Origin of the sequence: Enterobacter cloacae (assembly GCF_013375935.1) — a bacterium.
In the GTDB taxonomy this organism is placed as follows: domain Bacteria; phylum Pseudomonadota; class Gammaproteobacteria; order Enterobacterales; family Enterobacteriaceae; genus Enterobacter; species Enterobacter pasteurii.
Map to the genome: position 1 here is coordinate 4,496,374 of NZ_CP056117.1, position 15,606 is coordinate 4,511,979.

Below are 15,606 nucleotides of genomic sequence, written 5' to 3' on the forward strand. Positions count from 1 at the left end.
TCTTCGAGGGTAGCGCTGCTACCCTCTTTTTTCTGGAGTTTACTATGTCAATTGACTGGAACTGGGGCATCTTCCTGCAACAGGCCCCGTTCGGCAACACCACCTATCTTGGCTGGCTGTGGAGCGGCTTTCAGGTTACCGTTGCGTTATCGATAACGGCGTGGATCATCGCGTTTTTTGTCGGTTCGCTGTTCGGCATTCTGCGTACCGTACCTAACCGTTTTCTCTCTTCGATTGGCACGCTGTATGTGGAACTGTTCCGTAACGTTCCGCTGATCGTGCAGTTCTTTACCTGGTATCTGGTGATCCCAGAACTGCTGCCGGAAGATCTCGGCATGTGGTTCAAGGCGGAACTGGATCCTAACGTACAATTCTTTGTCTCCTCCATGCTGTGTCTGGGGCTGTTCACCGCCGCGCGCGTCTGCGAGCAGGTGCGTGCCGCCATTCAGTCGCTGCCTCGCGGACAAAAGAATGCGGCGCTGGCGATGGGGCTGACCCTGCCACAAGCCTACCGTTACGTTCTCCTGCCTAACGCCTACCGCGTCATCGTTCCGCCAATGACCTCTGAGATGATGAACCTGGTGAAAAACTCGGCCATCGCCTCGACCATTGGTCTGGTCGATATGGCGGCGCAGGCTGGCAAGCTGCTGGACTACTCCGCTCACGCGTGGGAATCCTTTACGGCGATAACGCTCGCGTATGTTCTGATTAACGCTTTCATCATGCTGGTGATGAACCTGGTTGAACGCAAAGTACGCCTGCCGGGCAACCTGGGGGGCAAATAATGTACGAATTTGACTGGAGTTCTATTGTTCCCTCCATGCCCTATCTGCTGGACGGGCTGGCAATCACCTTAAAGATCACCGTCATTGCGGTTATCGTGGGTATTGTCTGGGGCACCCTGCTGGCGGTGATGCGCCTGTCGAGCTTTAAGCCGTTCGCCTGGTTTGCCACGGCTTACGTTAACGTGTTCCGCTCTATCCCGCTGGTGATGGTGCTGCTGTGGTTTTACCTGATTGTTCCCGGCTTTTTACAGAACGTGCTGGGGCTGTCGCCTAAAACCGACATCCGCCTGATCTCCGCCATGGTGGCATTTTCCATGTTTGAAGCCGCCTACTACTCCGAGATCATTCGTGCGGGTATTCAGAGCATCTCGCGCGGGCAGTCGAGCGCTGCGCTGGCGCTCGGTATGACGCACTGGCAGTCCATGAAGCTCATAATTCTGCCGCAGGCGTTCCGCGCCATGGTTCCGCTGTTGCTGACGCAGGGCATCGTACTGTTCCAGGATACCTCTCTGGTTTACGTGCTGAGCCTGGCAGACTTCTTCCGTACCGCCTCCACCATTGGCGAACGTGACGGAACGCAGGTTGAGATGATCCTCTTCGCGGGCGGGGTCTATTTTGTGATTAGTTTAAGCGCATCGCTGTTGGTCAGCTGGCTGAAGAAAAGGACGGTATAATGATTTCCCTGAAAAATGTTTCTAAATGGTATGGGCACTTTCAGGTGCTGACCGACTGCTCAACGGAAGTAAAAAAAGGCGATGTGGTGGTCGTATGCGGTCCGTCCGGTTCCGGTAAGTCCACGCTGATCAAAACCGTTAACGGTCTGGAACCCGTGCAGCAGGGCGAAATTGTCGTTAACGGCACCAAAGTTAATGACAGGAAAACCAACCTTGCCCAGCTTCGCTCCCACGTTGGAATGGTGTTCCAGCATTTTGAGCTGTTCCCGCACCTTTCCATCATTGAGAACCTGACGCTGGCGCAGGTAAAAGTGCTGAAGCGCGATAAAAAAGCGGCGCGAGAAAAGGGGCTGAAGCTGCTGGAACGCGTTGGCCTTTCTGCGCACTCGGATAAATTCCCCGCTCAGCTTTCCGGCGGCCAGCAGCAGCGCGTGGCTATCGCGCGCGCGCTGTGCATGGATCCGGTCGCAATGCTGTTCGATGAACCTACCTCCGCGCTCGATCCTGAGATGATCAACGAAGTGCTGGACGTGATGGTGGAGCTGGCGCACGAAGGGATGACCATGATGGTGGTGACGCACGAAATGGGCTTCGCCCGGAAGGTGGCTAACCGCGTCATCTTTATGGATGAGGGTAAAATTGTTGAAGACTCACCGAAAGAAGAGTTCTTCGCAAACCCGAAATCCGAACGCGCAAAAGACTTCCTCGCCAAAATCCTGCATTAATCCTCTCAGTGCGCAATCCGCGGATTGCGCACTGCCTCACGCTTTCACGTTCTTGTTCTCGTCGGCGTCACGGGGCAGCGTTAACCTTGTCACAAAATAACGCTACGTACGGAGAACGCCATGGCACAGCCTATTATTCTCGACTGCGATCCGGGTCATGATGACGCGATTGCACTCGTCCTCGCTCTTGCCTCCCCTGAACTTGAAGTCAAAGCCGTCACCTCGTCCGCCGGGAACCAGACGCCGGATAAAACCCTGCGCAACGTGCTGCGCATGCTGACGCTGTTGAAACGTACCGATATCCCTGTCGCCGGCGGCGCTGTTAAGCCGCTGATGCGCGATCTCATCATTGCGGACAACGTTCACGGGGAGAGTGGCCTGGATGGCCCGGCGCTGCCGGAGCCGGGCTTTACGCCACAACGCTGCACCGCCGTGGAGCTGATGGCAAAGGTGCTGCGTGAAAGCGCCGAGCCCGTAACGCTGGTCGCCACCGGCCCGCAGACGAACGTGGCCCTGCTGCTCAACAGCCATCCTGAACTGCACGGCAAAATCGCCCGGATCGTCATGATGGGCGGCGCGATGGGGCTGGGAAACTGGACGCCAGCGGCGGAGTTCAACATCTATGTTGACCCGGAAGCGGCGGAAATCGTCTTCCAGTCGGGCCTGCCGATTGTGATGGCGGGGCTGGATGTGACGCATCGGGCACAGATTATGGCGGACGATATTGAGCGCTTCCGTGCCATAGATAACCCGGTCGCCACCACGGTCGCAGAGCTGCTGGATTTCTTTATGGAGTATCACAAAGCGGAAAAATGGGGCTTCCGGGGCGCGCCGCTGCATGACCCCTGCACGATTGCCTGGCTGTTAAAACCGGAGATGTTTACCACGGTGGACAGGTGGGTGGGCGTTGAGACGCAGGGGAAATATACCCAGGGCATGACGGTGGTGGACTATTACTCGCTGACGGGAAATCAGCCGAATACGACGGTAATGGTGGATATCGATAGGCAAGCGTTTGTGGATCTGCTGGCGGAGAGGCTCGCATACTATAGTGCGGCCTGATGCCCTCACCCCAACCCTCTCCCACGGGGAGAGGGAGCAAACACTAAAAACGGCAACGTAATTGCCGTTTTGCTTTTACCTTTTGCGGCCTGATGCCCTCACCCCGGCCCTCTCCCACAGGGAGAGGGTGCAAACACTAAAAACGGCAACGTGATTGCCGTTTTGCTTTTACCTAGGGCTCAAACGGCCGACGCTGGAACTGATCGTGCCCGCACTTCGGACAGAGGGACAGCACCTCCGGCGTATAAACGGCAATATGGTGATGGCACTTCTCACAGACCAGGTTTCCCAGCCCCACGACTTCGCCGCTGTGATACACGCCATGGTGGTTCAAATCCTGGAACACCTCGCGCCACTCCAGCTGGGTTTTATCGGTAATATCCGCCAGCTCCTGCCACAGGCTCTCCTTAATGACCCGCATAAAGACGCTGTCGGCAATCTCGTCCTGACTCTCTTCGTAGCTACGCGCAAACTCCTCCAGGTCGCGGCGAACGGCGCGCGTCACCTCTTCCACTTCGGTTCGCGTTAACTCACCCGTTTGCGTCACGCGCGCGCGGGCCTGTTCAACCAGCGCGTCGATATCGCGCTCGCCGTTACGCAGCCGTTCCGTCAGTGTCGCCACCAGTTCGCGGTAAAATTGAGCAACCTTGTTCATCATTTTGCCTCCCGGGTAAGTAACTATTTCTAATAATAGACCTTATTTCGCCGCCGCTTTGTCAGGTGAAGCACAGACCCGGTAAATTCCTGCAAAGCGCATTTGTGCGAAAGGCTGTTTTGACGAAGACGTTTGGGCTATGCTATGCGGATCTGAATCACCACATCCATTGGCTACATTTGTAGCTGTATTGAACACAGGACCACTGGCTGCCATGCAAGAGCAATACCGCCCGGAAGAGATAGAATCAAAAGTCCAGCAACACTGGGACGAGAAGCGCACCTTTGAAGTAACCGAAGACGAGAGCAAAGAGAAGTATTACTGCCTGTCGATGCTTCCCTATCCTTCTGGTCGACTACACATGGGCCACGTGCGTAACTACACCATCGGCGACGTGATTGCACGCTACCAGCGCATGCTGGGCAAAAACGTGCTGCAGCCTATCGGCTGGGATGCGTTCGGCCTGCCTGCTGAAGGCGCGGCGGTTAAAAACAACACCGCACCGGCGCCGTGGACGTACGACAACATCGCGTACATGAAAAACCAGCTGAAAATGCTGGGCTTTGGCTATGACTGGAGCCGTGAACTGGCGACCTGTACGCCGGAATATTACCGCTGGGAGCAGAAGTTCTTCACCGAGCTGTACAAAAAAGGCCTGGTATACAAGAAAACCTCAGCCGTTAACTGGTGCCCGAACGACCAGACCGTTCTGGCGAACGAGCAGGTTATCGACGGCTGCTGCTGGCGCTGCGACACCAAAGTTGAACGTAAAGAGATCCCGCAGTGGTTTATTAAAATCACCGCTTACGCTGACGAGCTACTGAACGATCTGGACACGCTGGATCACTGGCCAGACACCGTTAAGACCATGCAGCGCAACTGGATCGGCCGTTCCGAGGGCGTGGAAATTACCTTCAACGTCGAGAATTACGACCAGACCCTGACCGTCTACACCACCCGTCCGGACACCTTCATGGGCGCGACCTATCTGGCAGTTGCCGCCGGTCACCCGCTGGCGCAGAAAGCGGCCGAAAACAACCCGGAACTGGCAGCCTTCATCGACGAATGCCGCAACACCAAAGTGGCCGAAGCGGACATGGCGACGATGGAGAAAAAAGGCGTTGCGACGGGCTTCTATGCTAAGCACCCGCTGACTGGCGAAGCGATCCCGGTCTGGGCGGCAAACTTCGTTCTGATGGAGTACGGCACCGGTGCGGTAATGGCGGTTCCGGGTCACGATCAGCGCGACTACGAGTTCGCCACCAAATACAACCTGCCGATCAAAGCCGTTATCCTGGCCGCAGACGGTTCCGAACCCGATCTGTCTGAGCAGGCGCTGACCGAAAAAGGCACCCTGTTTAACTCTGGCGAATTCAGCGGTCTGAGCTTCGAAGAGGGCTTCAACGCTATCGCCGATAAGCTGGCCTCGCTGGGCGTCGGCGAGCGTAAGGTGAACTATCGCCTGCGCGACTGGGGCGTTTCCCGTCAGCGTTACTGGGGTGCGCCAATTCCAATGGTGACCCTGGAAGACGGCACCGTAATGCCAACGCCAGAAGATCAGCTCCCGGTGATCCTGCCGGAAGATGTGGTCATGGACGGCATCACCAGCCCGATCAAAGCCGATCCTGAATGGGCAAAAACCACCGTTAACGGTCAGCCCGCGCTGCGTGAAACCGACACGTTTGACACCTTTATGGAATCTTCCTGGTACTACGCGCGCTACACCTGCCCGCAGTACAAGGAAGGCATGCTGGATTCCGAAGCGGCAAACTACTGGCTGCCGGTAGACATCTACATCGGTGGTATTGAACACGCCATCATGCACCTGCTCTACTTCCGCTTCTTCCACAAGCTGATGCGTGATGCAGGCCTCGTAAACTCTGACGAGCCAGCGAAACAGCTGCTGTGCCAGGGCATGGTGCTGGCAGATGCCTTCTACTATGTTGGCGCAAACGGCGAGCGCAACTGGGTTTCTCCGGTTGATGCGATCGTTGAGCGCGACGAGAAAGGCCGTATCGTTAAGGCGAAGGACGCTGAAGGTCATGAACTGGTTTATACCGGCATGAGCAAGATGTCCAAGTCTAAAAACAACGGTATTGACCCGCAGGTGATGGTTGAGCGTTACGGTGCCGACACCGTGCGTCTGTTTATGATGTTCGCCTCCCCGGCGGATATGACGCTGGAATGGCAGGAATCCGGCGTGGAAGGGGCAAACCGCTTCCTGAAACGCGTCTGGAAACTGGTATACGAGCACACCTCTCAGGGTGAGGCCCCAGCGCTGAACGTGGCTGCTCTGACGGAAGATCAGCAGGCGCTGCGTCGTGATGTTCATAAAACAATTGCGAAAGTGACCGATGATATTGGTCGTCGTCAGACCTTCAATACCGCAATTGCGGCTATTATGGAACTGATGAACAAGCTGGCGAAAGCCCCGCAGGACGGCGAGCAGGATCGCGCATTAATGCGTGAAGCGCTGCTGGCGGTTGTTCGCATGCTCAACCCGTTCACTCCGCACGTCAGCTTCACCCTGTGGCAGGAGCTGAAGGGCGAAGGCGATATCGACAACGCGCCGTGGCCGGTGGCTGATGAATCCGCTATGGTGGAAAACACCACCCTGGTTGTGGTGCAGGTTAACGGTAAAGTGCGCGGTAAAATCACCGTCGCGGTCGACGCAACCGAAGAACAGGTTCGCGAGCGCGCAGGCCAGGAGCATCTGGTCGCGAAATACCTTGAGGGCGTTACCGTACGTAAAGCAATCTACGTACCGGGTAAACTGCTGAATCTGGTCGTTGGCTAAGCGCGGGAGGAAACGTGCGACAACTGGCAACAATACTCTTATCTCTGGCGGTGCTTGTCACCGCTGGCTGCGGCTGGCATCTGCGCAACACTACGGCAGTGCCACCTCAGATGAAAACGATGATCTTCGACTCGTCCGATCCAAACGGACCGCTGAGCCGGGCTATCCGTAATCAGCTGCGTTTGAACGACGTTGAGCTAATTGAGAAAGGAACCCTGCGCCAGGATGTGCCTTCGCTTCGCGTCCTGTCATCGTCCCTGGCGAAAGACACGGCGTCGATCTTCCAGGACGGGCGAACGGCGGAATATCAGATGGTGCTGACCGTTAACGCAGCGGTCCTGATCCCGGGTAAAGACATTTATCCTATCAGTACCAAAGTCTACCGCTCGTTCTTTGATAACCCGCAAACGGCGCTGGCAAAAGATGCCGAAGAGCAGATTATCATCAAGGAGATGTACGATAGGGCGGCGGATCAGCTGATCCGTAAACTGCCTACTATCACAGCGTCGACGAAGGCAGGCCCTGACGTTATCGAAACACCGGATGCCCGCACGCCGGATATGCCAACGTCGCTGGGTAACTGATGATCAGGTTGTATCCTGAACAACTCCGCGCGCAGCTCAACGAAGGGCTGCGCGCGGCCTATCTGCTGCTCGGTAACGATCCGCTCTTGCTTCAGGAAAGCCTTGATGCTGTTCGCCATGCGGCCGCAGCGCAGGGCTTTGACGAGCACCACACTTTCCAGATTGATAACAGCACCGACTGGAACGCTGTCTTCTCGCTTTGTCAGGCCATGAGCCTCTTTGCTTCGCGCCAGACTATTCAGATCCTGCTGCCGGAGAACGGCCCTAACGCCGCCATCAATGAACAGCTGGCCATGCTGGTGAGTTTGCTACACAGCGATCTGCTGCTGATCGTGCGCGGCAACAAGCTTACCAAAGCGCAGGAGAATGCGGCCTGGTTTACCCAGCTCGCCACTCACGCGGTGCTGGTCACCTGCCAGACGCCAGAACAGGCGCATCTGCCAAAATGGGTTGCCGCGCGAGCGAAACAGCATAATCTGCAGCTGGATGATGCAGCCAATCAGCTTCTTTGCTACTGCTATGAAGGCAACCTTCTGGCGCTGGCGCAGGCCCTGGACAGGCTCTCCCTGCTGTGGCCTGACGGAAAGCTGACGCTGCCGCGCGTCGAACAGGCGGTGAACGATGCCGCGCACTTTACTCCCTTCCACTGGGTTGACGCGCTCCTGTCGGCGAAAAGCAAGCGAGCGCTGCATATTCTGCAACAGCTGCGCCTGGAAGGGAGTGAGCCGGTCATCCTGCTCCGCACGCTCCAGCGTGAGTTACTGCTGCTGAACAACCTCAAGCGCCAGTCCGCCCATGTGCCATTACGCACGCTGTTCGACAAGCATCGCGTCTGGCAAAACCGCCGGGCAATGACGACGGAAGCGATAAACCGCCTGAGCCACGAGCAGCTGCGTCAGGCCGTACAGCTTCTGATGCGCGCCGAGCTGACGCTGAAGCAGGATTACGGCCAGTCCGTCTGGGCGGAGCTGGAAAGCCTTTCTTTGCTGCTCTGCCATAAGGCGCTGGCAGATGTATTTATCGAAGGGTGATATGCAATCTTTACAGGCAATGTATGGCGGAACCTTCGACCCGGTGCACTATGGGCATCTTAAGCCGGTTGAAATCCTCGCGAATCTGATTGGTTTGCAGCGGGTAATCGTCATGCCCAATAACGTTCCGCCGCACCGTCCTCAGCCAGAAGCGACCAGCGCACAGCGCAAAGCGATGCTCGCCCTGGCCATCGCCGATAAGCCCCTCTTTACGCTTGACGAGCGCGAGCTGCGCCGGGATACGCCATCCTGGACATCCCAGACGCTGCGCGAATGGCGCGCTGAACAGGGCCCAGTGAAACCGCTGGCGTTTATTATCGGCCAGGATTCCCTGCTCAATTTTCCCAGCTGGTATCAGTACGACACCATTCTGGAAAACAGCCATCTGCTGGTCTGCCGCCGTCCGGGCTATCCGCTGACCATGCGTGAAGCGCAGCATCAGCAGTGGCTGGACGCGCACCTGACGGACAATATCGAAGACCTGCACAGGCTGCCCGCCGGTAAAATTTATCTCGCTGAAACGCCATGGTTTGATATTTCCGCAACGCTCATCCGCGAGCGGCTCCAGCAGGGTTTAGACTGTAGCGATCTGCTGCCCCCACCCGTGCTGGCGTATATCCACGCACAGGGGCTGTATCAGAAAAATACAGAGGCCTGAACATCGTCGGCGAAATTGTCTGTTATTGATTATCCTGCCTTGACAGGCTAAGCCATACTGATATCCTCCGCTGCCAGACTTTCCCGCCAGTCGTTGCTTTACAGAAATTGTTTTACAAAAATGGCGATGCAATCTCAGGCGGAGGGTGGGATGATACCCGCCTTCAAAAGCCGGGCGGTGACATTTGTCCCTCGGCTGACGTCAGTTCAGGTATACTGTCTGACCACGAATTCACAGTTGTACAATCTCATTCACCCAGGGGGAAAACTTGCAGGGTAAAGCACTCCAGGATTTTGTTATCGACAAAATTGATGACCTGAAAGGTCAGGACATCATCGCTATCGACGTTAAGGGTAAATCCAGCATCACCGACTGCATGATCATCTGCACCGGTACCTCAACTCGTCACGTTGTTTCGATTGCTGACCATGTTGTTCAGGAATCGCGCGCGGCAGGGCTGCTTCCGCTGGGCGTTGAAGGTGAAACGACCGCTGACTGGGTGGTTGTCGATCTCGGCGATGTTATTGTCCACGTCATGCAGGAAGAGAGCCGTCGCCTGTATGAGCTGGAAAAACTCTGGGGTTAATGCGTGAAGTTGCAGCTGGTCGCCGTCGGCACCAAAATGCCTGACTGGGTACAAACCGGTTTTACTGAATATCTGCGTCGTTTTCCTAAAGATATGCCGTTCGAACTGGTGGAGATCCCAGCAGGAAAGCGCGGCAAGAACGCGGATATCAAACGTATTCTCGATAAAGAGGGAGAGCTGATGCTGGCTGCCGCAGGCAAAAACCGCATCGTGACTCTCGACATCCCGGGCAAGCCCTGGGATACGCCGCAGCTGGCGCACGAACTGGAGCGCTGGAAACAGGATGGCCGTGACGTCAGCCTGTTGATTGGCGGACCGGAAGGGTTATCTCCCGCCTGCAAAGCGGCAGCAGAACAAAGTTGGTCACTCTCTGCGCTGACGCTGCCCCACCCGCTTGTGCGGGTTCTCGTGGCAGAAAGTCTGTATCGCGCATGGAGCATTACTACCAACCACCCTTATCACCGCGAGTAATGACTGACCAGGGTAATTTAAGCAGCGGATGAAACTACAGAATTCTTTTCGCGACTATACGGCTGAGTCCGCGCTGTTTGTGCGCCGGGCACTGGTCGCCTTTACGGGGATTTTGCTGCTTACCGGCGTGCTGATCGCCAACCTCTATAATCTGCAAATTGTCCGCTATACCGATTACCAGACCCGCTCAAACGAAAACCGTATCAAGCTGGTGCCCATCGCGCCCAGCCGCGGCATTATCTACGATCGTAACGGCACCCCGCTGGCGCTAAACCGCACCATCTACCAGATAGAGATGATGCCGGAGAAAGTCGATAACGTGCAGGATACGCTGAATGCGCTGAGAAGCGTCGTTGACCTTAATGACGATGACATCGCCGCGTTCAAAAAAGAGCGCGCACGTTCTCACCGCTTCACCTCGATTCCGGTTAAAACCAACCTGACGGAAGTGCAGGTCGCCCGTTTTGCCGTCAACCAGTACCGTTTCCCCGGCGTGGAAGTCAAAGGCTATAAGCGCCGATACTACCCTTACGGCTCCGCGCTGACGCACGTGATTGGCTACGTCTCCAAGATTAACGATAAAGACGTCGAACGCCTTGATAAAGACGGCAAGCTGGCCAACTATGCCGCCACGCACGACATTGGCAAGCTGGGGATCGAACGCTATTACGAAGATGTCCTGCACGGCCAGACCGGCTATGAAGAAGTTGAGGTAAACAACCGTGGCCGCGTGATCCGTCAGCTAAAAGAGGTGCCGCCGCAGGCGGGGCATGACGTCTATTTGACGATCGACCTGAAGCTTCAGCAGTATATCGAAACGCTGCTGGCGGGTAGCCGTGCTGCCGTTATCGTGACCGACCCGAGAACGGGCGGCATCCTGTCGATGGTTTCTATGCCAAGCTATGATCCGAACCTCTTCGTGGACGGCATCTCCAGCAAGGACTACTCCGGCCTGCTCAACGATCCAAACACCCCGCTGGTGAACCGCGCGACGCAGGGGGTTTATCCTCCGGCCTCAACGGTTAAACCGTATGTCGCCGTTTCTGCCCTGAGCGCGGGCGTCATTAACCGCAATACCAGCCTGTTTGACCCGGGCTGGTGGCAGCTGCCTGGCTCTGAAAAACGCTACCGCGACTGGAAAAAATGGGGCCACGGCCATCTGAACGTAACCAAATCGCTGGAAGAGTCTGCGGATACCTTCTTCTATCAGGTCGCCTACGACATGGGTATTGACCGTCTTTCTGAATGGATGAGCAAATTCGGCTACGGGCACTACACCGGTATCGATCTCGCGGAAGAGCGCTCCGGCAATATGCCAACCCGCGAATGGAAACAGAAGCGCTTTAAAAAGCCCTGGTATCAGGGTGACACCATTCCGGTAGGGATCGGCCAGGGCTACTGGACGGCAACGCCGTTGCAGATGAATAAGGCGATGATGATCCTTATTAACGATGGCGTGGTGAAAGTGCCGCACCTGCTGCAAAGCACCGTTGAAAACGGCAAAAAAGTGCCGTGGATACAGCCGCACGAGCCGCCGGTGGGCGATATCCACTCTGGCTTCTGGGAAATCGCGAAAGACGGAATGTACGGCGTAGCCAACCGCCCTAACGGGACGGCGCACAAATACTTCGCTGGCGCACCGTATAAAATCGCGGCCAAATCGGGTACTGCACAGGTCTTTGGTCTGAAAGCGAATGAAACCTATAACGCGCACAAAATTGCCGAACGTCTGCGTGACCATAAGCTCATGACAGCGTTTGCCCCTTATGATAACCCGCAGGTTGCGGTGGCGATGATTCTGGAAAACGGCGGCGCAGGCCCGGCGGTGGGGACCATCATGCGTCAAATCCTCGACCACATCATGCTGGGCGATAACAACACCGTACTGCCAGCCGAAAACCCGGCAGCCGCTGCGGCGGAGGACCAATAATCATGACGGATAATCCAAATAAAAAATCGTTGTGGGATAAGATCCACATCGACCCTGCCATGCTGCTGATCCTGCTGGCTCTGCTGGTTTACAGCGCTCTGGTTATCTGGAGCGCCAGCGGTCAGGACATCGGCATGATGGAGCGTAAAATCGGCCAGATCGCTATGGGCCTGGTCATTATGGTGGTGATGGCGCAAATACCGCCCCGCGTCTATGAAGGCTGGGCGCCCTATCTCTATATTTTCTGTATTATTTTGCTGGTGGCAGTCGATGCGTTCGGTGCCATATCCAAAGGCGCGCAACGCTGGCTGGATCTGGGGATTGTTCGCTTCCAGCCGTCGGAAATTGCCAAAATCGCCGTCCCGTTGATGGTTGCACGCTTTATCAACCGCGACGTCTGTCCGCCGTCGCTGAAAAATACCGCCATTGCGCTGGTGCTGATTTTCCTGCCAACGCTGCTGGTGGCCGCGCAGCCGGACCTCGGCACCTCGATTCTTATCGCCCTCTCCGGTCTTTTCGTGCTGTTCCTGTCCGGCCTGAGCTGGCGTTTGATCGGCATCGCGGTCGTCCTGCTGGCTGCCTTTATCCCTATTCTCTGGTTCTTCCTGATGCATGACTATCAGCGCCAGCGCGTGATGATGCTGCTCGATCCAGAGACCGATCCGCTGGGTGCAGGCTATCATATTATTCAGTCGAAGATTGCGATTGGCTCCGGCGGCCTGCGCGGAAAAGGCTGGCTGCACGGTACGCAGTCACAGCTTGAATTCTTACCGGAACGCCACACTGACTTTATCTTTGCCGTTCTGGCTGAGGAGTTAGGGCTGGTTGGCATCCTGGTTCTGCTTGGGCTGTACCTGCTGCTGATCATGCGCGGGCTCTATATTGCCGCACGGGCGCAGACCACCTTTGGCCGGGTAATGGCGGGTGGATTAATGTTAATTTTATTCGTTTATGTCTTCGTAAATATTGGTATGGTGAGTGGTATTCTGCCGGTTGTAGGCGTGCCGCTGCCGCTGGTGAGTTACGGGGGCTCGGCACTGATCGTGTTGATGGCCGGGTTTGGTATCGTAATGTCGATCCATACCCACAGGAAAATGTTGTCCAAAAGCGTATAAAAATAAGGGGATCGCAATGCGTAAGCAGTGGCTGGGGATCTGCATCGCTGCAAGTTTACTTGCAGCCTGCACAAGTGATGATGGTCAGCAACAGGCAACCGTCGCGCCGCCGCAGCCTGCGGTCTGTAACGGCCCGATTGTTGAAATTAGCGGTGCCGATCCCGTTTATGAACCGCTGAACCCCAGCGTGAATCAGGACTATCAGCGCGACGGCAAAAGCTACAAAATCGTTCAGGATCCCGCCCGTTTTAGCCAGGCCGGTCTTGCCGCCATCTATGATGCTGAGCCAGGCAGCAACCTGACCGCGTCAGGTGAAACCTTCGATCCGATGCAGATCACGGCGGCACACCCGACGCTGCCAATCCCAAGCTACGCGCGCATCACTAACCTGGCGAATGGTCGCATGATCGTAGTGCGTATTAACGACCGTGGCCCTTACGGTAACGACCGCGTTATCTCCCTGTCGCGCGCGGCGGCCGATCGTCTCAACACCTCTAATAATACCAAAGTGCGTATTGACCCAATCATCGTGGCGCAGGACGGTACGCTGTCCGGCCCGGGTACCGCCTGTACCACCGTTGCAAAACAGACCTACGCCCTGCCCGCTCGTCCGGACCTGAGCGGCGGCATGGGAGGCGCGTCAACGCCTTCAGAACCTGCTCAGCCGCAGGGCGAAGTGCGCGCCATCAGCAACGATACGCTGCAAAGCGACGATGCGACAGGCGCTCCGGTGAAAAGCAGCGGCTTTCTCGGCGCTCCCACCACGTTAGCCTCTGGCGTGATTGAATCAGATGAACCCGCTCCCGCGCCTGTCGTTGCGGCCCCCGCAGCACAACCCGCTCCGGTGACCGCCCCTGCTGCCACCCAAACTGCTGCACCCGCTGCGGCAAGCGGCAGCTACGTAGTTCAGGTGGGCGCCGTCAGCGATCGAGCCCGTGCAGAGCAGTATCAGCAGCGTTTAAGCCAGCAGTTTGGCGTGCCTGGCCGCGTAGAGCAAAACGGTGCGGTATGGCGTATCCAGATGGGTCCGTTTGCCGGTAAATCGCAGGCTGCGTCACTGCAGCAGCGCCTGCAGAGCGAGGCGCAACTTCAGTCGTTTATCACTGTTGCGAAGTAATTAATCGGTGGTATCCGAAATGTCAGTTTGTGTAAATGACGTTAACACTCTCATGATGAAAGTCGGATGCCTGCCTGTATAGCTTTTGCTATAGTAAGGCACTTTTTTAATTCCATCACGGATGTCGTAGTTCTGACCATGAAGACCACTTTTTCTGCTCGTTTTGTGCAGCGCATCGCGCTGACCACGGCCCTTTGCGCTGCTGCACTCTCCGCAGCACACGCGGATGACCTGAACATCAAGACCATGATCCCTGGCGTTCCGCAGATCGACGCGGAATCCTACATCCTGATTGACTACAACTCTGGCAAAGTTCTGGCAGAACAGAATGCCGATGTCCGACGCGATCCGGCCAGCCTGACCAAGATGATGACCAGCTACGTTATCGGCCAGGCAATGAAGGCAGGTAAATTCAAAGAAACCGACCTGGTGACTATTGGTAACGACGCGTGGGCAACCGGTAACCCGGTGTTTAAAGGTTCATCCCTGATGTTCCTGAAGCCAGGCATGCAGGTTCCGGTCTCTCAGCTGATCCGTGGTATTAACCTGCAATCCGGTAACGACGCCTGCGTGGCAATGGCCGATTTTGCGGCGGGTAGCCAGGATGCGTTTGTCGGTCTGATGAACAGCTACGTCTCCGCGCTGGGCCTCAAAAATACTCACTTCCAGACCGTACACGGCCTGGACGCAGAGGGCCAGTACAGCTCTGCGCGTGACATGGCGCTGATTGGTCAGGCGCTGATCCGTGACGTGCCGAACGAGTACTCTATCTACAAAGAGAAAGAGTTCACCTTTAACGGCATCCGTCAGACTAACCGTAACGGCCTGCTGTGGGATAACAGCCTGAACGTTGACGGCATTAAAACGGGCCACACCGACAAAGCCGGTTATAACCTGGTGGCTTCCGCGACCGAAGGCCAGATGCGCCTGATTTCTGCCGTGATGGGGGGCCGCACCTTTAAAGGACGCGAAACGGAAAGCAAAAAGCTGCTGACCTGGGGCTTCCGCTTCTTTGAAACCGTGAATCCGCTGAAGGCCGGTAAAGAGTTTGCCTCAGAACCCGTCTGGTTTGGCGACAATGACCGCGCCTCCCTGGGCGTCGATAAAGATCTTTATCTGACTATCCCACGCGGACGCATGAAGGATCTGAAAGCCAGCTACGTGCTGAACACCACAGAGCTGCACGCGCCGCTGCATAAAAACCAGGTCGTTGGCACCATCAACTTCCAGCTGGATGGCAAAACCATCGATCAGCGTCCACTGGTGGTGCTGGATGAAATTCCGGAAGGCAATTTCTTCGGCAAAATCATTGATTACATTAAGCTGATGTTCCACCACTGGTTTGGTTAAAAACTGAACACTTGAAAGTGTGATTTTGATCCCCATATACTACGTATCAGTAAAACTCCCGCCCCG

Annotated in this window: 15 protein-coding genes; 14 read left to right on the forward strand and 1 reads right to left on the reverse strand. The window is 56.1% G+C overall.

Translation table 11 applies throughout. The features are described 5' to 3' along the window. Positions 1 to 44: 44 nt before the first annotated feature. The 4 genes from gltJ to rihA all read left to right on the forward strand — a co-directional run bounded on the left by gltJ (position 45) and on the right by rihA (position 3,246). Positions 45 to 785 carry a glutamate/aspartate ABC transporter permease GltJ gene (gltJ, locus tag HWQ14_RS21140; RefSeq protein WP_148420853.1) on the forward strand — a complete coding sequence of 247 codons (741 nt, stop codon included), beginning with the start codon at positions 45 to 47 and terminating at the stop codon, positions 783 to 785. Next, the gene (gene gltK, locus HWQ14_RS21145) at positions 785 to 1,459 is read left to right on the forward strand and encodes a glutamate/aspartate ABC transporter permease GltK (RefSeq protein ID WP_148420855.1); all 675 of its coding nucleotides are present in this window, start codon (positions 785 to 787) and stop codon (positions 1,457 to 1,459) included. Before gltJ ends, gltK begins: the two co-directional genes overlap by 1 nt. Further along, the gene (locus HWQ14_RS21150; RefSeq protein ID WP_176610893.1) at positions 1,459 to 2,184 is read left to right on the forward strand and encodes an amino acid ABC transporter ATP-binding protein; all 726 of its coding nucleotides are present in this window, start codon (positions 1,459 to 1,461) and stop codon (positions 2,182 to 2,184) included. The genes gltK and HWQ14_RS21150 overlap by 1 nt, the downstream gene beginning before the upstream one ends. Before the next feature lie 120 nt (positions 2,185 to 2,304). Next, entirely contained in the window at positions 2,305 to 3,246 is a 942-nt protein-coding gene (gene rihA / locus HWQ14_RS21155; RefSeq protein WP_176610894.1) for a pyrimidine-specific ribonucleoside hydrolase RihA, read from the forward strand. 172 nt (positions 3,247 to 3,418) lie between these two features. On the opposite strand, the gene HWQ14_RS21160 is transcribed toward rihA, so the two are convergent. Continuing rightward, a complete protein-coding gene (locus HWQ14_RS21160) occupies positions 3,419 to 3,901 on the reverse strand; it encodes a zinc ribbon-containing protein (protein ID WP_003858689.1) in 483 nt (160 codons plus the stop codon). A gap of 214 nt (positions 3,902 to 4,115) precedes the next feature. Here HWQ14_RS21160 and leuS point away from each other — a divergent pair, with 214 nt between their 5' ends. The 10 genes from leuS (at position 4,116) to dacA (ending at position 15,540) form a co-directional block, all read left to right on the forward strand. Beyond that, on the forward strand, positions 4,116 to 6,698 hold the full coding sequence (gene leuS / locus HWQ14_RS21165; RefSeq protein WP_148419195.1) for a leucine--tRNA ligase: 2,583 nt from the start codon (positions 4,116 to 4,118) through the stop codon (positions 6,696 to 6,698). A gap of 14 nt (positions 6,699 to 6,712) precedes the next feature. Continuing rightward, the gene (gene lptE, locus HWQ14_RS21170; protein ID WP_176610895.1) at positions 6,713 to 7,282 is read left to right on the forward strand and encodes an LPS assembly lipoprotein LptE; all 570 of its coding nucleotides are present in this window, start codon (positions 6,713 to 6,715) and stop codon (positions 7,280 to 7,282) included. Continuing rightward, on the forward strand, positions 7,282 to 8,313 hold the full coding sequence (gene holA, locus HWQ14_RS21175; RefSeq protein WP_148419199.1) for a DNA polymerase III subunit delta: 1,032 nt from the start codon (positions 7,282 to 7,284) through the stop codon (positions 8,311 to 8,313). Before lptE ends, holA begins: the two co-directional genes overlap by 1 nt. A 1-nt stretch (position 8,314) precedes the next feature. Then, a complete protein-coding gene (gene nadD / locus HWQ14_RS21180) occupies positions 8,315 to 8,971 on the forward strand; it encodes a nicotinate-nucleotide adenylyltransferase (RefSeq protein WP_148419201.1) in 657 nt (218 codons plus the stop codon). 268 nt (positions 8,972 to 9,239) lie between these two features. After that, positions 9,240 to 9,557 carry a ribosome silencing factor gene (rsfS, locus tag HWQ14_RS21185; RefSeq protein ID WP_148419205.1) on the forward strand — a complete coding sequence of 106 codons (318 nt, stop codon included), beginning with the start codon at positions 9,240 to 9,242 and terminating at the stop codon, positions 9,555 to 9,557. A 3-nt stretch (positions 9,558 to 9,560) separates the two neighbouring features. Continuing rightward, positions 9,561 to 10,028 (forward strand): 23S rRNA (pseudouridine(1915)-N(3))-methyltransferase RlmH, encoded by a 468-nt coding sequence (gene rlmH / locus HWQ14_RS21190; protein WP_003858701.1) that lies wholly within the window; start codon positions 9,561 to 9,563, stop codon positions 10,026 to 10,028. Positions 10,029 to 10,056: 28 nt separating this feature from the next. Next, entirely contained in the window at positions 10,057 to 11,958 is a 1,902-nt protein-coding gene (gene mrdA, locus HWQ14_RS21195) for a peptidoglycan DD-transpeptidase MrdA (RefSeq protein ID WP_148419206.1), read from the forward strand. A 2-nt stretch (positions 11,959 to 11,960) separates the two neighbouring features. Next, a complete protein-coding gene (gene mrdB, locus HWQ14_RS21200) occupies positions 11,961 to 13,073 on the forward strand; it encodes a peptidoglycan glycosyltransferase MrdB (RefSeq protein WP_148419208.1) in 1,113 nt (370 codons plus the stop codon). A gap of 16 nt (positions 13,074 to 13,089) precedes the next feature. Beyond that, positions 13,090 to 14,190, forward strand: a complete 1,101-nt coding sequence (rlpA, locus tag HWQ14_RS21205) for an endolytic peptidoglycan transglycosylase RlpA (RefSeq protein ID WP_176610896.1) — start codon at positions 13,090 to 13,092, stop codon at positions 14,188 to 14,190. Between the two features lie 138 nt (positions 14,191 to 14,328). Further along, a complete protein-coding gene (gene dacA, locus HWQ14_RS21210; RefSeq protein ID WP_148419212.1) occupies positions 14,329 to 15,540 on the forward strand; it encodes a D-alanyl-D-alanine carboxypeptidase DacA in 1,212 nt (403 codons plus the stop codon). Positions 15,541 to 15,606: the final 66 nt, after the last annotated feature.